The organism is Clostridium ljungdahlii DSM 13528 (genome assembly GCF_000143685.1).
In the GTDB taxonomy this organism is placed as follows: domain Bacteria; phylum Bacillota; class Clostridia; order Clostridiales; family Clostridiaceae; genus Clostridium_B; species Clostridium_B ljungdahlii.
Genome location: NC_014328.1, coordinates 1821155 through 1844075, shown reverse-complemented (window position 1 = coordinate 1844075; position 22921 = coordinate 1821155). Strand labels below are relative to the sequence as shown.

Genomic DNA, 22921 nt, shown 5'->3' with positions numbered 1-22921 from the left:
AAAAATTCAACAATCTTTACATAAAAAGTATATATTTTACTAACCTATAAAAAATTACTATAGTATAAATCAATGGATGTAATCGTATCATACATCCTTTCTCTTATTTTAATCCATACATAAACTTAAGGAAACGTGATAAACAAAAATGTTGATCACGTTTCCTTAAGTTTATGATATTGGCCTAAAGTGTTAGTTTTAGCTTATAGAAGATATCAAAAATCTAAAATAACTAATCTTCAAAATTACCTTATTTAATATTGTATCGTGCCTTCATAACATCCTCAATCTTCTTTTCTATTTTCCATTTTATTTTCTCTCTTAATGGAATTTTGTTCAAACTTTGAATTAAAGTCTCTACATCGACTCCATGAACTGCTGCAGCATCTTCTATACTCTCATTTTGAGATGATGGACATTCAATGCAGCCCATACCAAAATTCTTTAATATTTCTATTGCCCTAGGACCCATATTAACAATATCCTTTATTAATGTTCTTCGATTAACTTCCATAATACACATCTCCTTATTAAACATTGGGTCTTGTCCATTTAATCCTTTTATGAGTATTATTCTTAACGCTTATTTTTTCATCTTTACATCAAAAATACTTTTGAATTAAAAAACGGGATATTTAAAATTAAATTCTTAAAATACAAGCAAAAAGTTCATTTTTCAATTCACCCCTACTTTTAATTATAGTAATTTAAAATATGATTACAATATTTTAATTTAACATTTTTCACTTTAGTTAAATGTAATCGAATTTATAATAAATAACTCTACTAGATAAGTACATATGACTTTTTAAATTTTTGATAATTTATACTAAAGATTTTATATATTAACACGATAATTGTTTAAATAATTTTATCCGATGACTACCTGTTCTAATACTTCCACTTCTCCAAGTGGGAGTAAAGAGCAGTTACGTCCCTGGATAACGATTTTCCCTAAAGGATAACGCCTTCTAAGTGCTAAAGACACTAAGAAGCCTGTTAATAAGCATCAGGTGGAGTCAAAACTCCATCTGATGCCAAAAACTTTGTTTATGGAGATGAATTCTAATGGATGTAAATAGTGTTATGAATACTTATTATATGAATTCCCTATATAATACCCTAGATTTTACCTCAACAAGTTCTTCTGTTCCATTAGTAAATAACATTGACTCAACTGTACAAGGAAATTATACTGCATCCAACTATTTTGGAAATACTACTAGCAATGAACTTCAAGATATTTATAAACAAGTCGAACCAACTTATGGTACACCATTAACTTATAGTTCATCAGGTGATTTATCTATACCTACAAATATTACTCCCCCTAGTGATGGTTTATCTCCTTCTGAATCAAATATTGTATCTCTTCTTCAAAGTAACAATACTACAACAGACAATATGGATGAGGATGTTCTATACCAATACAATGCAATAGAAAATGGAACTTATCAGGATGCTTGTTCAAGTATCTTTTCCTCAAACCCAGGCAATATTTATAATACTATTAATTCTTTATCACAATCTTCAAATAATACTTTAGATACTCTTGTGTAAATAATCCGTTTGATGTGATTCCATAAAAAAGCATATAAAACACGGCGTTCTATGATAAGATCAAAATATCATAGAACATTATATTTTTTGTTCATTTATTGAATATTTTGAAATGCTACAAATAATCCATATAAGAAAGCACAGAATAAATCCACTTAAAAAATATCCTCCAATTATATCAGTCATGAAATGTTTTCCCAAATATACACGACTTAAGCCAATTAAGATTGTCATAAAAATAGATAAAAAACATATAATAAATTTAATTGATTTTGACTGAATATACTGGCAAAGTATGTAAGCTATAGTAATAAAAAATGCAAAGGCCATCATAGAATGATCACTTGGAAATGAATATTTGTCCACTTTTGAAATAACTTTTACTGAAGGCCTTGCTCTTTTAAATAAATTTTTTAGAACATCATTTGAGAAATAGGCTATTAAGATCGTAAATAGTAGCAATTTTAAATTATCTGAAATATTATTTATTTTATTCCATTTATTAAAAATTAATAATATAATAGATATGAAACTTATTAATATAAGTGAAATAAGTAAAATTTTTTTAGGAGATGCAATAACCGCTAGTATATTTGCTGATTTTTTCAATAAATGATTTTTATATATTTTCATAAAATTTGCGAATGCATTATCAAATTTTTTTGTATAATTGCACATCACTAATATGGATGTGATTACAAATCCTAAAAAATTTAGTATGGTTAACTTTTTTACTTTAACCATAAAATAGACCTCCAACCCAATATTTAAAACATATATTTTACTATTTGTGTGTCAGCATTTCTTAAATCTATTTTTCGTATTTGAGTAAACTAGGATAAATATAACTGTTCCCAACAATAAGATTAATCCAATGACAAATAAAATATGCTGTTTAATTAAACTACTAAGTTCCCATAAAAAAACACTAAAAGCAATTGCAAACATTGATTTTCCCATAAACTTACATAATGCCTTTTCATCATATTCTGCTTTCTCTTCTTTACTCAACATATTGTAACCTGATATTAAGAAAGCACCTTTACCTAAAGAAAAAACCACTCCCAAGATAATAAACAACATAAGTACCAATAATAATATAATCGTACCACCCATAATCTTTCACTCCTTCACCAAAATTTACTATTATTTATCTTCTTTATAATGACTCATGCTTAAAAAAATATAAGACACTCCTAAAAGTTCAAAGATAATTCCTATGGAATATTTTTTATCAATCAAATTCATTATTCCTACAAATAAAAAACAAATACTTGAAAATAACCATAATTTCCATGATTTTATATTCAAAATCACATCCTCCTCTAGAACGTAACTATTGTTTGTTGACTAATTATACCACAACTAATAACATCTTAAAATTAAGGATAATTAAATAGATCTATAATTATATTAAACATATAGAAAACTATTAAGTAATCAATTTAAAAACACCACATAATTCAATTATTTTGAATTATGTGGTATTCTAATAAATTATTCGCTTTTTTAACTATCTTAAATATAATCATAGCCAAAATTACATTCTTTTATTTCCATATTTGTCAAATGTTTTTCTTAAATGAATTTCTGTGCTAGGAACGGAGCATACAATTATTGTTACAGATATTATTGTTGAAATCTTGCTTGCAATATCAATATTGTTTTTGTAAATTATATTACACAGTGCTGATATTATTAAGCATATAATACCAACATATATTAACATATTACTACAAAAATAATTTGCTTCATCCCATACATCTTTATTCAGCATAGCAAATGGCGTTCTATATCCATAAACATTACTTATATTCTCTGGTGGGCAAATTTTAAGTCCAACTCCAACAGCCAATACAACTAATCCAATTAAATAACTGGTAAATAACATAATAAAACACCTCTTTATTATTATAAATATTCTTATTTTATTTGGTTAATTATATCATATTTTTCACACCAATTCATCAAGGGTAATTGGATTACCCAACTAACCTGTTGATTTATAATAACTTGAATTTATTTTTTTATTTTAGAAGTGAAATGAGGTCAGTATTTTCATACTGACCTCATTTGATTAAATGGGTTGCTGTTATTAAAACAGCATATATCTGATGTATATTTCTTACATAACAAATATATAATATTTAAATTATTTCATCCAGTATTTATTACTGGTTATACATCAAGTTAATGGAACCTCACTTGTAAATCGGTATACATTTACCTTTAATCACAAACATTTTCTAGCAGCATCCTTCATCAGCTGTCCATTATAAAGAACCGATAAATCAAATCCTATCTCTCTATTACCTGAAAATAATACTTTTAAGCAATTATCTCTCTTATCTATTATTTTTCCACTTCCAAATACTTTGTGAACTACATAATCCCCTATTTCTAAATCGCAATTTTTCATAAGCTCTCCCGAATTTAACAAGTCACATTCTTCTATAAACCTGGATACATTTACTGCCTTTTTCCTAATAGTACTTGAATAACATAAAGTCAAATTATCTATGGCTCTTGTAACCCCTACATAAAAAAGCCGCCTTTCTTCTTCCAGATTATTTTGTATGCTATTTGCATGGGGAATTAACCCTTCGCTGCAGTTTATTATAAACACATTCTCAAACTCCATACCTTTCACGCCGTGAGGGTTTAGTAAACTTTGATATGAGCTTACTGTTTTAAGTGGTTCCAACCTTATTATTCAAATTAATTCCATACATCTATGTACTTAAGTATATATCCTAATATTGTAATATTCAATACTATATTAAAAATTTTTTTGTTTACAACAAATTTAATTTACATAATATTTTAAATGTAAATATATCTGGTCAATATTAAAAAGTACACTATTAATGATGTATATAAATAGCTATAAAATTAAAATTGAACTGTTACACTAAGAAAATTAGTACAACAGTTCAATTCTATAAACTACCACTTAACATCAATTTTTTTAAGTTCAACTATATTGTCAACGGAAACATTTATATAATCCTTTAATCTAATTATTGGATTATTACCTTCATCCCATCTATTACAAAATTTTAAACATAGATATAAAATGACATATTTATATATTCTATAGACCTTACTTTCATAATTTAACTCATTACTATAATCAAAAATTATATTAGAAACCTTCTGTTTAAAGGTAATAACATAATTTTTAGAATTATCTTGTATATATTTAATCATATCTTTTCTGCCTAATACATTACAAATATTTTTAATTATTTCTGGACATCCTGCTAATATGGTTTTTACATAGTTATTTCTATATAAATCCTCGCCAAATAAAAAACCATTAATACATTTATCATTCTTATTTTTTTCTTCTCTTATTAATCTAGATTTTATAAGACAAGCATCATACCCTACTAATTCTTCTTCATAAAAATCTTCCCAGCTAACTTTTTCACCTTTATAAAAGGTTATAATACTGTTTTTTTCTTTTTTAAACTGAAAGCCATTTTCCTTCATATAAAAACTTAAATCAGTATCATTAATTAAAGCATCAAATAAATTATATAATGGTTTCTTTTCTATATTTTTATCATCTAAACGGGATGAAAAATGAGATACCGTTACCCAATCAAATTTTATTCTAGCATATAGATCATCTTTTTTAATCTGTTCATCAAAAATTTTTTCAAAAAAATCATCTAATGAAACATCTTCAAGCTGCCTATAAAATATACTTTTTCTTGCTATAAACCATTTTATTGTAGTTTCATTTGTACACAGTATATCTGATAAAGATTTATATATTGAGTCCACATCTTTAAGTACCAATATTTTATCTATTAAAAGCATTTCCTTTACTTAATTCAAGAATATAATCATTAAAATCTTTATCATTATCAACTCTTCTGAACCCAAATTTTTTACATAGTTTGTCCATTATTATATTATCTTTCTTTACAATTCTAATAAATATCTTTTTAATATTGTTATTTTTACAGAAACTAACAAACCATTCTATAATTAACGAACCTGTTCCTCTTCCCTTATGCTTTAAAAATAAATTAGAAATTATCAATTCCTCATTATGAAACCTAAATACAATATCCACAGTACCTTCTGCTTCTAAGATATTATTAGTTCTATCTGCTTGTGAAATTCTAACATCATTTCCAGTAACTTTTGGTTGATACAACCTAACTTCCTGAGAATCTGAAATTATATTACATAATTCAATAAAATCATTTTCTGAAAACACAATTCATAACACTCCATTCTACATTGAAATTTATATTTATTTCTATTTTATATAAAATTTATACCAATATCAATAAACATCTCAAAATGTATTTTTCGGGAAATTACGAAAAAGTAGTTTACCATCTACCTGCTAATCTAATTTTAATACTTCCACTTACTGTAGCATTAGTTGCACTTGTAACAGTTATAGTTAAATATTCAGTTCCATCACCCTTTAAATTAGTAATACTAAAGTTATTATTATCTATTACAGTCAAACTATAATAACTAGGATCACAACCACTTTCAGTAAGGGTAAATGTATCATTTACGATATTTTCATTACTTGTTTCAGTAATAGTATAATTTTGAGTATTATTTACTTTTATCTTATTAGGGTTTGTTGCTGTACTTGTAATTGCTATAGTTTTTGCCACTACTGCATTAATAACTATAGGTATTGTTTTAGAATATGTATTTCCATCTTCTCCTACATAAGAAACTGTAATATTAGCAGTTCCAACGCTTATACCAGTAACAAGTCCTGTATTATTTACCGTTGCAACTGCTGTATTATCACTTGAATATGTAAGAGTTGGTGAACTTATTGCTGTTCCCTTGTCAGTAACACTTGATATAATTTGTTGAATCTTTCCAATATCCAATAATATATTATCAGGACTTACACTTATTACATAATTATGCTCTGCTACTGCTGCCACTTCTATATTAATACTTGTACTTGATGTATCATAATCACCATGATAAGTTATATCTATGTTACAAGATCCTTCATTGATTCCAGTAACCAATCCATTTGAATCTACTGTAATTATCGAAGTATCAGAACTTGTATATATTAATGTAGGATTTTTTACCTTTATACCATTCTGATTTAAAACTACAGTTAATTGTTGTGTTTGTCCCTTTTTTATAGAAATAGGATTAGGACTTATTATAAATGAATAAGAAGGTTTTTGAGCATTATTAGGTATTTCATTTACTAAATCATCAATTGATGCTGTTTCATCCATATTTGCGTTTACTTTGATTATTCCGTCTAATGATTTATCAAGTCCAGAAGTTTTCCATGCACTTCCCATAGTTATAAATCTGTCATTCATTGCTATCTTATCAGTTGTATTATTCCTACTTATAGTAACAATAACCTTACCAATAGGTAATATAATACTTTGACCTGTCTGTACATCTATAGTTTTAGTTTCAATAATACTGGGTATTCTTTGAAGTACACCACCTGATATAAAATTAATAAAATAAGGTTCTTTCTGTATCGTATATTTATAATAAACTCCATTTACTTTTTCATTACGTGTCATAACCAAATAATTTATATTACCACATGATATTTCTGTTCCTTGAGGTAAATCTTCCATAGTAAAAAGATATTTACTATCTATGGACTGTAATTTATCATCTATCTCCTTTATTAATCCTTTAAAAAAGATAGTTTTTTTATAATTATTAAGTTCTGAACCACTTCTTTTTATACAATAATTATAAAAGTTTAATGCTGTATCCATTTAATCACCTACCTATCTGATGTAAATAGCATAAAAACATTAGAGTCTTCACCTGTATCATCTGGATCAGGTAAAGTTGCTATTTTATCTTTGATTCTTTCAATTCTTTGTTCAAGATACTTTGCACATTCAGATATACTCATATTTGCAGTAGTATCTTCAACTTTACGCATCATGTCAACATCATTTGACAATGCTCCCAATATATCAATTACCGTAAGTAATAGATTACGCTGCATAGTGGCTTTATCATATATATCTGTAGCATTTAAACTATTTTCTGTTAAGTACATAGTATATTCATCATCCGTAAAATAATCTTTATGACTGAGTTCAACTTTTAATCTTTCTAAAACATTCATTCATATTACTTCCTTTCTTTATTTTGGGCATAAAAAAAAGACGTTTCAAAAGTAGAAACATCTTAAATTTCTTTAATTATTTGCTGAATTACCTGTTCTATTGATTGACTTGAAAAAAGGAGATTATCATAACTTTTTTCTTTATAAACATCCATAAGAAATTTAATGTTATTCTTTATTTTATCATTATATTCAACAACTTCCTTAATTTCATTTAATGCACTATTTAAAGCACTTGTAGTTTGATTATCCAATTTATCTAAAGTAAATCCTGTACATCTTATTGTTCTTCCCCAATAATTTTTGGTTTTATCTGCTTTGAATGATTGTGATGGTTTTTTAAAATCACTTCTTATTTCTATCGTATAACTTTCATTAAATTTTTTATCATTATTGTCAATATTAAATTCTAAAAAAATTAATTCTATACCCTGAAATATTATATTTATATTATTTTTATTGTTTACCCTAGCAACTATTTCGTTATCTTTATTTTGTATTTTAAAATTAGGAATATTATGTTCAAAAAATTTTTTAAAATCAAGTTTTATTTTATTTATATATGTAGTGCGTTGCATATAATATTTCTTAATTTGTGAATTATTATTAATACCACCACCAGATACCTCAACTAAAGGTTCGCCATAGAATTCTTTGCAATATTCCTTAATTTGCTTAATTATATTTTCTTTATTTAATCCATCATTCTTAATATTTTTTAATTCATTGATATCCATATCAATACACCTCCTAATATTAATGTAATATTCTACAAAATAGCTCAATATCCTTCTATTTACATAAATAATACTGTAAACTGCCTGTTGCAGTTCCTGGTATATCTGCTAATTCAAATTTAACATGATTTATAGCAAAGTCTTTTAATATTAATTCTTCTAATCCATTGTCTCCACCGACTAATATAAAATCTGAAGAATTATTTATATATACTTTAATTCCACCCATAGCCATATATACTCTTAAATATTCATAGTTGTCACAATCAAATTCTTGTATTTTTGTTGAATCTGAAGCATTAAATTTAATTACTCCATTTGAAGATTTTATTTCACTATATTTTACAGTTCCCATTTATATCAAATCCTTTCTATCTTTTTAAATTTATTTTTGAGTATAAAAAAGGTACTTCCATTAGAGGAAATACCTTGAATTTATATTTATTTATCATTATTAAACGTACTCTCCAATATTTCATGCATAGAATTAGCATACTTATTTTCATTATGATATTTATATCGAAACTTAATTTCATCTACATTGCCTTTCATATATTGATAGCTCCTATTTTCATATTTCAAAAATTTTACAAGTTCTTCTAACTTTTCTATTGAGTAAATATCTTTAGGACTTTCTTTGTATTTTTGATATAAACCCCAAGATTCCAATTTTTTGCCATCAAGTTGATCTTCTATTTGCTCTAGCTCATAGCAATCATAAATTTCTTCTTCCTTACAATTAATCTGAAAAGACTCTTCATTTATTTCTAATTCTATTTTTAAACCTTTATACTCTGCATAAGTATTTGAATACTCGATATGATTATTTTGCTTTATAGTAAATCCTTCCTTCTGAAAATACCTTATAAAATCCTGCTTTATATTTTCCTTTAGTATATTCATTTTGTCTTTAACTCTTGATTTGTAATCATTTAATTCATTTTCAAAATCATTAGACAATTCTCTTATAGTATTTTTCAACTCAATAACTTTTTTCTTTTTGTCATATTCTACATCTGCCTGCTTTTTTAATTTTTCTAAATTCATATAATTACCTCCCAAAATAATATGTAAATTTAATATGCTTTATTTAAAAATCATTTAATTCATTTCCTACACCAGCTAGTTGTTATTAGGCACAACTGTTTTTAATTTATCTACTAAGCTATTAAAATCATTTTCCTTATTTGATGTTTCAGTATTATATGACATCAATGTTCCAGTAGGATTAGTTGCTTCCTGATATAAGCTATTATAATCATCATATAAACTACTTAATGTCTTATAACTTTCTTCATAACCTTTTGTAGGATTTTTTAATTTTGACATATTTTTGTCTATATCCTCTTTAGCTTTTTTTCTTTCATCTAAAGATCCATCATTCTGCCACCCTGTGTTTAGATTACTAATTGCCGTATTAAAATCTGTTTCAGAATTAAAAATAGCACCATGCCATGTACTAGAAATTTGTGAACACATACTTTCAACTAAATCACCTTCAACTTTAATACTCAAATAAGTTTCATTAAATGTTCGTACATAATCATCATGTTGTTCTTGGGTATTTAAGTATTTACCATAGCAAACTCCTGCTATAATAAATATAGCAATGATTATAAAAAATATCTTTCTCTTTTTAAATCTTTTAGGTTTAATTTCACCATTATTTACTTCTTCTAAACTAGCACCACATTTACTACAAAATAAATCACTTTTTCTATTTTTTTCTCCACATTTTGGACAAATCATAATAGCATCCCCTTATGTTCTATAATACTTCTTAAATAATGTAGTCATTCACAATTTATTCACATAATATCAATATTCTACAGAATATAATAAATTCCTGCTAAAATATTCTATTATATTAATTTATTTCCCCAAATATCTATAATAGGTAATAATATTTAGAATATAAAATACTCTCAAACGTACCCCATTAACCCGTTTGAAGGTATTTTATATTTATAATCTACACTTATAAAAGTCAAATTTTTCTGTGGGTAAAAATTGTACTAACTGCAACGATTTTTTTAAATTTAGAGTCATTGGGTGATTTTCAATGCAATTTTCCTTCAAAAAACAATAAAAAGCATATCTCTATGCTCTTCTATCAAAATATTTTATACAATATTCTATGAAATTTTATACATTTTCTAAATGATAATATAATTCAATTGATACATCAACTTCGCTAAATAGATATTTAGTAGTAGTTAGCGAAGTATCTTAAAATACCTTCTAACCGTTGATATTACTATTATAACGCTAACTTCGCTTTTTTGTTTCGTAAATTATGTATTATCATTTACATTTATTCAGTATATTTATACAGGAAACTATGTATATCAGTGCATATATACATTTTATGTTAATATTTGTTATTGCATATAATTGCATTATTATTGCATATGTATTCAGTATTGTATAACTAATAATTATTGTTAATTAATATATAATGAAATTTACTCACTTGATTTCTATATATTGTCTGAAATTTTTAAATTTTAAAATTTTTTTGATAGATTTTTCACTTCAAAAATTGTAATCTTGCCATAACAGCGAGTGCATAAAAAAGTTGACTGACTAGTCAGTTTAATTTCATATTATGTTAACCACTTTTATACCATTACTAAATTACAATACCTTTACTTATATCATAAGGAATTACTGCACACTTAGTAGTAATATTCTACATAGAAATATCCTTGTTAGTAGTGTCCTCATTAACAATATCCTTACTATTTATATTATCACTTTCCCCTTCTTCTTTCAATCTGTCTAATTCTTGCGTAACGTCAGTTGTTATAGGAGATTTCTCAATAATAGTTTTCTTTGATATAGCACCCATATCATATTGCTTATTTAATTGATCTAGTAAGTCACTAGCATTAACAGGTCTACTATAATTAAATTCTACATCAATATATTCATCATCACTGAATGTTACTCCTTTTAATGATAGTAACTTATCTATCATATCAAACCTTTGGATTAATCCTGCCCTTATACATTGTTCATTCACCATTGCATATACGTCAGCCAATTGATATAGTATCTGTAAACTAACTTCCGATACATTAGATATATTACCATTACCACCAGTTGCAATGCTTGGCATATGTGCTACAAAATTGAGTTTCTGCTCTAACTTATCTAAATACATTTTAATGGTATTATAATCCATAGTAGCATTTACATATTTCATGTCACTACCATTTTCAAGTGAAATAGAATAACCTACTGCGTCCTTATCAATTGTACCTTCTATTTGTTGTCCTGTAATTACTGGTATAGGACTTAATGACAATGTATATATACTATCACCTAACTTAGATAATAAGTCCTCTATTTCATCAAGAATAGGCAATATATCATATAATAGAGATTCTCCATAGTTAATATTCCAATCATTTTTATTATGATAATGTATAGGTAGTCCAGATAGATTAGGACTACTTGATATTAGATTAATGCCTTCATTTTCATTAGTATATGAATCAACTCTATCTGGATAATATATATTATAGTAATCAATAGCATTTACAGTCCAGTTCTCTATAAAAGCAACATAGTTATTTGTCTCAGTAATTACTGGATAACCGTCAGCACTATCAATAATCTTAGATACTATATTCTTATTACCATCAAGATACACGTATTCGTAAGCATCTCCATACTTGCCTATATTATCTATAATATTATAATCTATTTGATTATAATTACCTTTCCTATATATGTTTTGATATTCACTTACTTTATTTTCTGATCCAGTCAAACTTAGTGGTTTTCCTAATAAATATGTACTATGAAAGTTTAATATTGTTTTTGCTTCCTGTATAATTAATTTCTTTGTCTTATATTCCTTGCCTTTATACTGCATATCCTTTTTCTGTAGTATTCTATGTACTCCATGAAGATATTCTTTATTGCTTATTACTCTACTAATTCTATTTAAATGAAATCCTTGATTCACTTCTTGAACAAACCATTCAGGATCACCACTATATACTTTATTAATATATTCATTTATATCCATTTAATCAATCCTTTCTACCATTTATAATTTATTCCATGCTTTATGATATATAATGCAAGTGCTGTAGCCATTACACTATCATCATGCTGGCCACTAACTGCACCCATAGAACCACTATCACTTATTTCAAAAACCTGCATTTCTTGAAGTAATCTTACTGAATTAATTTGTATTGCTCCAGTATCAAAATTTTCAACAAAATCATTTATAATAATTCCCTTACTTTTAGCGTTTGTATCAAATCCCAATCTGGTTATCATCTTATTATTTTCATCAAATAATTTTTGTTTGTATATTCTTTGATATTTGAAAGTATATCTCAATCTTTCAATAACACTATTACCACCACTGGCTCTTTCAACATTTAATATTGCTTTATTATAGTAATGACCTAATGTATCAATTATTTCTGCCATTTGATAAGGTTTAATCTTATTATTATAAAACTCTGCTACCTGTTCGCCATCTTGGGAGAATACTTCACATACGCTAAAATCTTGTCCAACACCTTCAGACATATCTACTCCAATAAAATAACGTTCTCCTACTTTTTTTGTCTTATAAATAAAAAATGACTTACCATAATATTTTTTCAATAATACTGGCAAGTCAATCAAATTATCTTTCTTTATGTAATTATTCTTTGGAATACTTCTTTGCACATCTGTAATTCTTTTATTGTTGAATATGTTTGCTCCTGTGTTTATGAATGCTTCTATATCTGTAGAAGGATATTCCTGATGAAAAGCATCTAATCCACTACTAGCAACTTTTAATCTTCTCCACATTAATTGTTCCATACTAGCACCTAATCTAGTTAATTCCAATTCTTCATCATCTAATTCTTCTTTAGTAAGTATTTTATTATTATGTTTTGCTTTATATATTTCGACACTATTTACATAATCTTTTTTGAATAATGTACTACCATCAATCCAATTAAAGAAGAATGATTTATAAGAATTTTCATTGTTTTTTGCTTGGAAATATAGATCATGGAAATAGTTTAAACCATTTGCGGTGGACTCAATTATTAATTTTCCATCGGGTGCAAGTGCTTGAGTAATACTATTTAATTGTTTCTTAGACATTTTCCAAAATGCAAATTCTGATAAATGTACTAAATGCAATGTATCACCTCTTGCTACATCTTTATTACCTGCACATACACAAGTAATCTTACTACCATTTGTCATTTTAATTTCCTGTCTATTGTTAGCAATTGTTCGAGGTCTGAGCCAATCAGGTAGTGAATTAAACTGCTGCTTTAATTTATCAAAAATAGTATTGCAACTCTTCTGGTCATGACTAACCAATAAGCAACAACTATTAGGATATACAATACATTGTCTTATAGATAAAGCAACTGTACATACAGATAGTCCTAATTGCCTACTTTTAAGTACAATATTAAATTTATTTAATCCTTCAACAAATTCTTTTTGCTCTGGTGTAAATATAAAAGGTACTAATTTTGTATCTTTATTAACTATTTTAATAAATGCTCCTATCCATTTAATTTCGTGTCCATCCTGCCACAAATATTTTAATTTCTTAGCATTTTCTATACTTAATGACATTAGTTATCACCCTGCAATCCAGGTATATTAATTCCACTAAGATATTCATTAACCTCATCTTCCCCATTTTTAAAGAAATCAGATTTAAAAAATTGTTCACACCATTTAGCAGAATTTACATCGCCCTTTTTTACTGCCTTATTATACATTGCATTATATATATCAAACATTTTCAAATTTTTAACTTGATTTAAATATGCTTTAATTGCTTCCTGTACATCTTCTCTCTCAAGCCAATCATTCATAGCAGTATCATATTCAACTTGTGTCATACCTTTTATCTCATCATTATAACTTTTTTCACTTCTATCTGAGTCCACATACCATTTAACAAAATAACATATTTTATTTACATTAGATTTTATTATTTTTTTTATATCATTATTTACAGTCTTTTTCATATGTATTAATTACTCCTTTCTTAAAAATCCAAATAATAATAAGGAGAGTATATTTCAACTCTCCTTATTGATTAATAACCATTTACATAACTACTAGTAAATTGCCTTACTCCAAAATTACCTAATTCTTTTACAAAACTTTCAACGTCTGTAACATTCGGCAACTCTACTTTATCAAATTTAAAAGTATTAGATACTTGTGTAGGTTGCTGATTACAATTATTCTTTATTAAATTATTCATAGGTATAGATTTCATTAAATTCGGCATTAAATCTGGAATATATTGATATGCATTAAGTGATTTATCTAAATCAACATCTCTTATTAATTTTGAAGCTTCTAAATATTTAGATGTATCATCTGAATTTAATACCATTTCTGGTTTACTTGGAGTTCCATCTACTATTGCAAGTCCAGTATAATCAATCTTTCCTCCATCTGCATATTTATATAAATCACCTGCATCATGAATAGGTAGATATCCTTTTCTTGCTAAATCTTCTTGATATAATCTATTAGTATCATATCTCGTTGAGCCAGGTCTTCGGCTAAATCCAGTACCAGGTAAAATTCTAATAGTTTCACCATATTGGACTTCCAAAATCTTAGCATCTGCACCTGTGGCATACTCAACTGGTCTTGTATCAACATCCCCAATTTTTGTTGGAGTATATGAACTAACTTGAATTCCTGCTGCTGCCTCTGCCTCCAATAATTTATTAAATGATTCTATTGCCTCTTGTACATGGTCATTTACAGTTACAACCACTCTACCCATGCCATCGTTAGTTACATCATAAATATTACCCATGCTTGCAATAACTGTATCTAAATTAGTATTTGCTCCAACTTCAATTGAATAACTTTCCTTAGTTTGAGCATCCTGTATTAACACTGTTTGTTTCTGAGTGCTTTGTTTTATATTTTTAGTGACATTTTGATTATATTTTTGAACATTTGCCAAATCATCATCTCTAGCTTTTTCTAATGCCTTTTTAGTATCATCTGCGGTCTGTCCATAAATTCTTCTTGCTCTTGACTGAGATATTTGATTGTTAAGTGAACTAGTTACTGCTTCTCCTCCTAATACCCAATCATCACCAGTTAAATTCACTTTAGAAGCATCAAAATCCTTAGAAGATATATCTATAAGATTATAATATGTACTATCAAGTAGTTGTTTAGCACTTTCATAATCTTTTCCACCAGCATAAACATTTCTTTTATCAATAATACCTTTATCTAAAGCATTATTTTCAATTTTATTTGCTGTATCATTTCTATCTTGTCCATATATACGAGTAGCACCATTTAGTACTAATCCAGGTGTACGATCTTGTGAACCTATTACTTTATCTCCTGCTTTTGTATGTAATTCAGACCATTCTTTTTCTGTCCATCTATCTGTAGGTATATATGTATAGGCATCACCGTAAATTGCCTTTGCATTTATTAGATCTTCTCCTGCCGCAAATACAAAATGCTTAGTTTCTTGATTTTCTTCTGACCAATTTGCCATCTTTTCATTTGTAGCATATCTATCTTGTCCCCATAATCTAGTTCCAGAACCGCCATTTTGATTTTCTGTAATTCCATAAGTAACACCTGCACCACCAAGAAGTAAATCATTATCTCCTAATTTAATTTTTTTACGTTGTTCATCTGTCATATGATCTTTGTCTATGTTCACATATGTAATTCCATCAGTACCAAACATTTGCTTTGCATTATCGATGTCAATTCCACTTCCATACACTACATGTTGTGTAACTGCTGGTGTTTGAGGATTAGTAATTCCTGTAATAGCATTTTGGACATTAGCAAAATTAGGATTCAATTTATTCATTTCGGCTATTTGTGCTTCAACATTTTCTGTTATAATATTTGTGATTTCAGGGAATGTACTACTGTATAAATTAGATATTTGTGATAAACTATTTTCTACGATTGTAGCAATATCTGTTTGACCTGTAGTGAATAGATTTCTTTGGTCATTAAAATTATTTTCAATATTAGTTTTTATACGTTCCATAGCTTCTTGTCGCATTGATACTTCTTCTTCTAGTTGTTCTTTTTCATCATTCAACGCATCTTGGTCATGTTTTTGTTTATTTTGTCTTTCCCAATCATTATTAGATTGCATTTTATCACGCATATCTTTTTCATCTTGATCAACAGTATCCTGATTAGCTACATATGTAAATTGCCAGTTACCATTTTTATCCTTAGTAAGTTCCTGTACATTTTTATTAGATTGGTCTTCCTGTAATTTAACTCTAGCTTCTTCTAAATCAAGTAAATTTTTATTCCTAGTTTCTTGTTCTTGAAGATTCTGTTCTTGTTTATCCATTAATTTAAGTTGTTCATCAATGGCATTTTCTCTAGCTTTAGCATTATCTTCAAATTCTTGTTGAGTCTTACCACCATATATAGCATTTTCAGCTATATCAAGAACTTGATTTTCAGTTAATTCTTCCGTTTTCTTAGCATTATCAATTTTATTTTTTTCTAACTCTGTTAATTTTCCTTGGGCATCATTAACTTTATCATTATATTCCGTCCATAATTCAGAACCTTTTTCAAATTCACTACGTAAATCTTGCCATAATTTAATTTGTTGTGTATAAAGATCAATCTGTTTCTGTAAATCATCATTAATCTGATTATAATAACCTATTTTTTTATCAAAATCTTCAATAGTTTCTCCATTTGCTTTTGAAGAATCAGTTTTATCATTTAATACATCAAGTTCATCATTAACAGATTTTATATCATCTACATATGATTTTAATTTATTTTCAAGATTTAATTCATCAATGCTATTATTTATAGAAGCTATTTCTTTTGAAGTAGCTAATAATTCATTATTTATTTTATTATATTCATCAATCAATACTTGTTTTGTAGTATCATTTTTTTCAGCATCAATTAATTCTTTTATTGCTTGTAATCTTTCTTCAGTTCTTGCTTTAATTTCTTCTTGCTGTTCTAATTCTTGTTTATTCAATTCTAGCTCATCTTGATAATTATTTTTATCTTTAGTATCTATTAAATCTAATTGTGCTTGAATTTCAGTTAATTGATCTTTATAGTGTTTAGTAGCATCAGTAAGAGCATTATCCTGCCATTCTGTGAATTCATCATGTAATTTATTAATGGTTTCTACTTCTTGTTCTTGAGTATCTAATAAATCTTGTTTCATTTTAGCAAGAGTAGCTTCGTCATAAACATTTTGTTTCTGTTGGTCTTTAATAAATGTTTCTTTTTTTGTTAACACACCATAAATATCATTTTCATCCTGCCATTCAGCTTTTGCATATTTATCAGCAGAAGTAAAATCAGTTTCCCTTAATAAATCGTATTGATTCTTATTATATTCCTGTAATTTAGTATAATTATCTATCTGTAATTTAAATTCATCTAATTGAGAATTATAAATTCTTGTATATGTATCAAAAACTTTACTTTGAGCATCTATTAACTGTTTTTGATAATCTGCTGTTTTAGAATTTAAATCATCCATTTCAGATAGTACATCAGTATCTCCACTAACATCTGCACTACTATTTGGAATGGATTTACTACCACTAGCATATGCAGATTTTTTACTTTCTACTGAATTAGCATATCCATAATTTCCTCCACCATATTCACCAGTGTTATAAAGAGCTACACCTTTTTCTTCACCATACTTATTAATTAATCCAGCGAGATATTGAGTTCCTGCCATTACATTCTTTAACGGATCTGTTCTTTGATCTCTTGGTAATCCCATAGATTCTGCTGTTTCTGGTTCAAGTTGCATTAATCCTACAGCACCACCAGTTTTCTGGTCAGCTTCCCATGAACTTTCTTGTTCTATTACTGCTGCTATAAGGTTAGGATCTACACCATATTTGCTACCTGCTGCATCTACAATTTCTTTATATGTCATTTCACTTGGTACAGAAGATTCACTACTAGAACCTCCTGAAACAATTCGTCTAGCACCACTATATCCATCTGCATTAGCTACATCATCTAAAGATTCTACTTTTACGTCACTTCCAGAATGTGTTGCCGCTACAATATCTCCGCCTCCAGTATAAATTGCGACATGTCCAGGAGAACTACCTTCAAAAAATACTAAATCTCCAGGTTGTAAATTATCTTTATCTACTGGTGTTCCTACTGTAAATTGTTCTTCTGATGTTCTAGGAAGTGATATACCAAGTTGTGAGTATACATATTGAACTAATCCTGAACAATCAAAACCTGAAGGATCTGCACCACCTCGAACATAAGGTACGCCTTGATATTGTTCTGCTAATTGTGCTACCTCTTCGCCTAATTGAGAACCTGCTCCACTAGCATATCCTCCTAATGCTCCCATACTAGAATTATTTAAATTTATTCCTTTTTGTAAAAAACCTTCTTTTTGCTTTAATATATCTATTTCTTCTCTTAATCCTTGACGATATTTTTCCGATGTTTCATCCATATGTTTCAAATTATCTTCTAATTTATATTCAATATTGTCAAGATTTTTTAATTCTGTTTCATATTCTTTAGTTGCTTCTTTTACTTTATCTATTATTGCTTTCTGTGCTTTCTGTGCTTCTGTATTTTTCTTAGTAGATGAAGTTGCTCCGTCTTCGCTAGGAGTATATCCATTATTGTTTTCATCTGTTAATGCTTGTGTTGATGAAGTAGTATCACTCATGGCTTTATTATAAGTATTATCAATATTATTTATATAAGCTTGTATATCATTAGCTTTCTGTTTACTATTTTTAGCAAAACCCTGAGCCATCTTTCTTGTAGAATCTGGTAATTCAGACATATTAGCAACACCAGTCCAAGCATTAGCTTCATCATTTAATATTTGAACTCTTGCTTTAGCTTGTTCGTATGTAACAGTAGTTTCTCCAATTTGCACTTGTTCATTAGATTTCGCAGCATCTAATTTAATTTGCTTTAATTTATCTACGGAGACTCCTTCATCACCTAATATAGATATTTCTGCATTTAATAAACCATTATTTTTTATAGTTACATTACCATCTTTATCTTTTACTGTTGTTAATCCAGAAACATTATTACTTAAAGTTTGTGCTAAATCACTCATTTGTTGTTGTTGATCTATGCTAGGTTTCTGTATTTGAGCTAAATTGTTATATTCATTTCCTAATTTTATAATTTCATCTTTGTGGTCTATTTCAGCTTGAGTAGTATCTTTAATTTTATCTACCACACCATTTGTTTCTATTCTACTTTCTGCAACAGTTAAAGCCATTACCTCTCCAGTGGTTTTATTAAAAGCTACTCCTGCATCAGATAATACTTGTTCCTGCTCTTTTATTTTTTTATTTACATCATCTAACTTACTAGCATTCATATTTTTTATTGGAGCATCTACCCTTGGATCTCCTATATTAGGAGAACTATTCATTTGTTTTTGTAATTCATTTCTTTGTTTAATTAAATTTTGTAACTGTTCCTGTGAAGATTTTAAATTTTTAGAAGATGAACTTATACTAGCACTATCATTATCCTTCATCGCTTGAGTTAACGTAACATAAGAATCTCTTAAACCATCCGTTTGTTCTTTTAATTCTTTTTGATGTTCTACATGCTTTATTATTACTGCTGTGGCTACTCCTAAAGCTGCAATTGTCAATGTTAATGGATTAGTAAGTAATGCTACTGTTACGCCTTTTATAGAAGTTGCCAATATATTGAATGTATCTGCTAATCCAGCTACTACTCCTGCTTTACTAGCTACAATCATAAAATTACTTAATACTATTCCTATTTGTGTAAATAATCCTGTAATAGCTTTTCCTTTAGTTATTATTAATACCATACTTGCTGCTAATCCTGCTAATGCAACACCAGAACCTTTACTCGTAGTTGCTAATGTATCCAATGTTTTTATAAAACCTGTTAAAGCATTTAAACCCTTATTTATAGATTCACTAGAAATCATTGATTGATATAAACCAGTTAAACTATTTTTAAAATCATTAATTCTTGCTTGTGTACTTTTAGCAAATACTTTTTCATATTGTTTTTCTGCATAACCTGAAGCATTACCTAAATCTTTCATCATTCCATTAACTTTGTCCATATTATTCATTAACACTTGGAAATCTTCAGCATGTGTCGTTCCCGCCATGGCTTTTGATATGGCAGCCCTAGACACCTCATCGAGTTTTCCCCACTTCTTAGTTAGATCATCTATAACCGTTTCATATGATTTAAAAGTTTTAGAATCAGACCTTAAATTTATATCAGCATATTTATGTAAATCCCTCTCAACGTTTGATAAATCTTGATTTTCAGCATCAAATTTTTGTCCACCTTTTACATTTTGATATCGTGCAAATTGTGCAACAAAAGATTGACCTATACTACTTGCATTTCTTCTACTAACACTAGATACTGTACTTATATAGCTTAACAGATGATTAAAATCTACTTTTACAGATTGTGCCATATTACTTGATCCCTGCATTGCTGTTGCTATTTCCTTAAAACTGGTAGCACTTTCATTATCTGCAACGGTGAGTTTTGAAACTACATCATTTAATTCTTTTGCATTAGACGTATTCATCCTAAATCCATTAGAAATAGCTATTAATTGATCTGCTACATCCTTTGCGTCTTGACCACTTAATGCTGCCCCTATATTGGTAGCTTTTATTAGTCCCATAGATTCTTGTACACTATGACCTGCTCTAAGGAAATTCTCAGCACTTGATAACACTTGACTTTGGGTAACATGAAGCTGATTTGCTAAATCTGTATATTGCTTAGTAAGTCCTTTAACTTGATCTTGATTCATTCCAGTTACCATCTGCAAATTTGCCTGTGATTTATTTACACTATTAACGTTGTCGATAGCATCTTTGATTTTGTTAATTGCTTCATAAGCAAGCCCTGCTCCCGTTGCGTAGAGTGCAAGATTCTTAACCGCATTACCTATACTAGAACTAAAAGAACTATTTTTTGAACTTGCATTTTGTAGTCCAGTAGCAATATTATACAAAGAGCTTGTGTCCTCATCTATCGTCATTTTATGTTTACTAATTACACCATTACCTTCATTAACGCTATAAGTAACCGTCTTAACCTTATTTCCTAAAGAATCCATACTTTCTTTTATATTATCTATACTAGCTTTAGCACTTACTGTCTTTTGAATAAATTCTTCTATGTCTTGTAAACTAGAACCCATATTTATTCCTGTACCACTAAAAGTACCTGCATTAGAGCCAAATCCTTTTACTCTTTGAACTTCATTTGCTAATTGTTTTAATTTTTCTATTTCTTGGGAAATAGCATTGCTATCTCCTTTTAAATCGTTTGACTTATATAAACTTTGTAATGCTTCTTTTATTTGATTTATTTTGCTAGTAGGTATAATATTACCAAATTTATTTTTTAATCCATCTACAGCATTTTCTTGTTGTTTTATAGTATTTGTAACTTCTAATATAGAATTCTTTTCTCTGCCAAAATTGTTTATTCTCTCTTTAATATCATTGGTTTCCTCTGTAGTAAGTGCTTTTCCTTCCTTTTTATATGTATTTAATTCCTCTATTAATTTTCCATATGTAACTTCTAGTTCAAGATACTGTGTACTGCCAGTATCTAATTTACCATTATATCCACTTCTTGTATTATTTAATTTATTTTTCTGAACAGTAACAAAATTACTTAATTGTTCCTGTTGTTTTAATTCAGTAGTATATTGTTTCTGTTGATTTAATAAATCGTTATATGTATTTTTTATTTCATTAGCTTTTTCCTTAAAATTAGTTGTATTTAAAGAATCTAATTGCTTTTGGAATTCACCTATAGAACTTTCTTTAACATTGCCATTGCCTTGTAAATCTCTAATAGCATCATTATATTTATTTTTAAAGTTTTCTACCTTATCTATTACTTTATCAATATCATTAATTTGTTTAATATTATCCACCTTAAATGATATTGGAGTCATATTATTCTGTCCATCCACAAAGTCTTTAGCATTATATTTTACTTTATCTATAAGTCCATTGACCTGCTCCAATTGAATAGTAAAGTCTTTCAACATACCATTACCATCAAAATTAATAGAACTAAAGCTTGCATTACCTAAATTCTTATATGCATTTGCTATATCTTCAAAACTACCCTTGATATTAGCCAATTCTTCTTGACTTTTGGTTGTATTTATTTGTATATCTATTGGAGTTGAAGCTTTTTCTTGCATATTCTTAATCCCTGAGATCATAGAATCCAATTGACTAAGTACACTATCTTTATTTATAGAAATATTTACGCTATTCTCTGTAACTTTATTTTTCATTTCTTCAATTTGTCGAATCATTTGGTTTAAATTTTCTTGATTCCAACCTATTTTTAATCCATCTGCCATATATTATTTACTCCTTTCTAATTTTTTGTATAAAAAAAAGAACCTATATTTCTATAAGTTCTTTAACTAACTTCT

The 22921-nt window shown here is 27.6% G+C and carries 19 protein-coding genes; 1 reads left to right on the top strand and 18 read right to left on the bottom strand.

Features of this window, described 5'->3' with window-relative positions; all coding sequences use genetic code 11:
• Positions 1 to 250 precede the first annotated feature (250 nt).
• Positions 251 to 514, bottom strand: coding sequence for a DUF1858 domain-containing protein (locus CLJU_RS08335; protein ID WP_013238359.1), 264 nt, complete (start codon positions 512 to 514; stop codon positions 251 to 253).
• A 554-nt stretch (positions 515 to 1068) separates the two neighbouring features.
• On the opposite strand from CLJU_RS08335, the gene CLJU_RS08330 reads away from it, so the two are divergent.
• Complete coding sequence (locus tag CLJU_RS08330; protein WP_013238358.1) at positions 1069 to 1560, top strand: hypothetical protein; 492 nt, start codon at positions 1069 to 1071, stop codon at positions 1558 to 1560.
• A gap of 78 nt (positions 1561 to 1638) precedes the next feature.
• Here the strand turns inward: CLJU_RS08330 and CLJU_RS08325 are convergent, their stop codons facing one another.
• The 17 genes from CLJU_RS08325 to CLJU_RS21285 all read right to left on the bottom strand — a co-directional run bounded on the left by CLJU_RS08325 (position 1639) and on the right by CLJU_RS21285 (position 22846).
• Positions 1639 to 2304: a phosphatase PAP2 family protein gene (locus CLJU_RS08325; protein WP_013238357.1), complete on the bottom strand. Its 666-nt coding sequence runs from the start codon at positions 2302 to 2304 to the stop codon at positions 1639 to 1641.
• 51 nt (positions 2305 to 2355) lie between these two features.
• Positions 2356 to 2676, bottom strand: coding sequence for a DUF3784 domain-containing protein (locus tag CLJU_RS08320; RefSeq protein ID WP_013238356.1), 321 nt, complete (start codon positions 2674 to 2676; stop codon positions 2356 to 2358).
• A gap of 30 nt (positions 2677 to 2706) precedes the next feature.
• Positions 2707 to 2871, bottom strand: coding sequence for a hypothetical protein (locus CLJU_RS22565; RefSeq protein ID WP_013238355.1), 165 nt, complete (start codon positions 2869 to 2871; stop codon positions 2707 to 2709).
• A gap of 229 nt (positions 2872 to 3100) precedes the next feature.
• The gene (locus CLJU_RS08315) at positions 3101 to 3451 is read right to left on the bottom strand and encodes an SdpI family protein (RefSeq protein WP_013238354.1); all 351 of its coding nucleotides are present in this window, start codon (positions 3449 to 3451) and stop codon (positions 3101 to 3103) included.
• Positions 3452 to 3793: 342 nt separating this feature from the next.
• Positions 3794 to 4210 carry a 3'-5' exonuclease gene (locus tag CLJU_RS08310; RefSeq protein ID WP_275935554.1) on the bottom strand — a complete coding sequence of 139 codons (417 nt, stop codon included), beginning with the start codon at positions 4208 to 4210 and terminating at the stop codon, positions 3794 to 3796.
• Positions 4211 to 4506: 296 nt separating this feature from the next.
• Positions 4507 to 5388, bottom strand: coding sequence for a hypothetical protein (locus CLJU_RS08305; RefSeq protein WP_013238353.1), 882 nt, complete (start codon positions 5386 to 5388; stop codon positions 4507 to 4509).
• On the bottom strand, positions 5372 to 5794 hold the full coding sequence (locus CLJU_RS08300) for an N-acetyltransferase (protein ID WP_013238352.1): 423 nt from the start codon (positions 5792 to 5794) through the stop codon (positions 5372 to 5374). Before CLJU_RS08300 ends, CLJU_RS08305 begins: the two co-directional genes overlap by 17 nt.
• Before the next feature lie 118 nt (positions 5795 to 5912).
• Positions 5913 to 7319 carry an Ig-like domain-containing protein gene (locus tag CLJU_RS08295; RefSeq protein WP_013238351.1) on the bottom strand — a complete coding sequence of 469 codons (1407 nt, stop codon included), beginning with the start codon at positions 7317 to 7319 and terminating at the stop codon, positions 5913 to 5915.
• 8 nt (positions 7320 to 7327) lie between these two features.
• On the bottom strand, positions 7328 to 7681 hold the full coding sequence (locus CLJU_RS08290; protein ID WP_013238350.1) for a hypothetical protein: 354 nt from the start codon (positions 7679 to 7681) through the stop codon (positions 7328 to 7330).
• Positions 7682 to 7743: 62 nt separating this feature from the next.
• Positions 7744 to 8418, bottom strand: coding sequence for a hypothetical protein (locus CLJU_RS08285; RefSeq protein ID WP_013238349.1), 675 nt, complete (start codon positions 8416 to 8418; stop codon positions 7744 to 7746).
• A 55-nt stretch (positions 8419 to 8473) separates the two neighbouring features.
• On the bottom strand, positions 8474 to 8773 hold the full coding sequence (locus tag CLJU_RS08280) for a hypothetical protein (protein WP_013238348.1): 300 nt from the start codon (positions 8771 to 8773) through the stop codon (positions 8474 to 8476).
• A gap of 86 nt (positions 8774 to 8859) precedes the next feature.
• On the bottom strand, positions 8860 to 9465 hold the full coding sequence (locus CLJU_RS08275) for a hypothetical protein (protein ID WP_013238347.1): 606 nt from the start codon (positions 9463 to 9465) through the stop codon (positions 8860 to 8862).
• Positions 9466 to 9540: 75 nt separating this feature from the next.
• A complete protein-coding gene (locus CLJU_RS08270) occupies positions 9541 to 10167 on the bottom strand; it encodes a zinc ribbon domain-containing protein (RefSeq protein ID WP_013238346.1) in 627 nt (208 codons plus the stop codon).
• A 943-nt stretch (positions 10168 to 11110) separates the two neighbouring features.
• Positions 11111 to 12457, bottom strand: coding sequence for a phage portal protein (locus tag CLJU_RS08265; protein ID WP_013238345.1), 1347 nt, complete (start codon positions 12455 to 12457; stop codon positions 11111 to 11113).
• Between the two features lie 14 nt (positions 12458 to 12471).
• Complete coding sequence (locus tag CLJU_RS08260) at positions 12472 to 14037, bottom strand: terminase large subunit domain-containing protein (protein WP_013238344.1); 1566 nt, start codon at positions 14035 to 14037, stop codon at positions 12472 to 12474.
• Positions 14037 to 14438: a hypothetical protein gene (locus CLJU_RS08255; RefSeq protein ID WP_013238343.1), complete on the bottom strand. Its 402-nt coding sequence runs from the start codon at positions 14436 to 14438 to the stop codon at positions 14037 to 14039. The genes CLJU_RS08260 and CLJU_RS08255 overlap by 1 nt, the downstream gene beginning before the upstream one ends.
• Before the next feature lie 71 nt (positions 14439 to 14509).
• A complete protein-coding gene (locus tag CLJU_RS21285; protein WP_013238342.1) occupies positions 14510 to 22846 on the bottom strand; it encodes a phage tail tape measure protein in 8337 nt (2778 codons plus the stop codon).
• Between the last annotated feature and the right edge of the window lie 75 nt (positions 22847 to 22921).

Coding starts and splice junctions, on each gene's coding strand:
- CLJU_RS08335 (WP_013238359.1), bottom strand. CDS start 514: ATGGAAGTTAATCGAAGAACATTAATAAAGGATATTGTTAATATGGGT.
- CLJU_RS08330 (WP_013238358.1), top strand. CDS start 1,069: ATGGATGTAAATAGTGTTATGAATACTTATTATATGAATTCCCTATAT.
- CLJU_RS08325 (WP_013238357.1), bottom strand. CDS start 2,304: ATGGTTAAAGTAAAAAAGTTAACCATACTAAATTTTTTAGGATTTGTA.
- CLJU_RS08320 (WP_013238356.1), bottom strand. CDS start 2,676: ATGGGTGGTACGATTATATTATTATTGGTACTTATGTTGTTTATTATC.
- CLJU_RS08315 (WP_013238354.1), bottom strand. CDS start 3,451: ATGTTATTTACCAGTTATTTAATTGGATTAGTTGTATTGGCTGTTGGA.
- CLJU_RS08305 (WP_013238353.1), bottom strand. CDS start 5,388: ATGCTTTTAATAGATAAAATATTGGTACTTAAAGATGTGGACTCAATA.
- CLJU_RS08295 (WP_013238351.1), bottom strand. CDS start 7,319: ATGGATACAGCATTAAACTTTTATAATTATTGTATAAAAAGAAGTGGT.
- CLJU_RS08290 (WP_013238350.1), bottom strand. CDS start 7,681: ATGAATGTTTTAGAAAGATTAAAAGTTGAACTCAGTCATAAAGATTAT.
- CLJU_RS08285 (WP_013238349.1), bottom strand. CDS start 8,418: ATGGATATCAATGAATTAAAAAATATTAAGAATGATGGATTAAATAAA.
- CLJU_RS08280 (WP_013238348.1), bottom strand. CDS start 8,773: ATGGGAACTGTAAAATATAGTGAAATAAAATCTTCAAATGGAGTAATT.
- CLJU_RS08275 (WP_013238347.1), bottom strand. CDS start 9,465: ATGAATTTAGAAAAATTAAAAAAGCAGGCAGATGTAGAATATGACAAA.
- CLJU_RS08270 (WP_013238346.1), bottom strand. CDS start 10,167: ATGATTTGTCCAAAATGTGGAGAAAAAAATAGAAAAAGTGATTTATTT.
- CLJU_RS08265 (WP_013238345.1), bottom strand. CDS start 12,457: ATGGATATAAATGAATATATTAATAAAGTATATAGTGGTGATCCTGAA.
- CLJU_RS08260 (WP_013238344.1), bottom strand. CDS start 14,037: ATGTCATTAAGTATAGAAAATGCTAAGAAATTAAAATATTTGTGGCAG.
- CLJU_RS08255 (WP_013238343.1), bottom strand. CDS start 14,438: ATGAAAAAGACTGTAAATAATGATATAAAAAAAATAATAAAATCTAAT.
- CLJU_RS21285 (WP_013238342.1), bottom strand. CDS start 22,846: ATGGCAGATGGATTAAAAATAGGTTGGAATCAAGAAAATTTAAACCAA.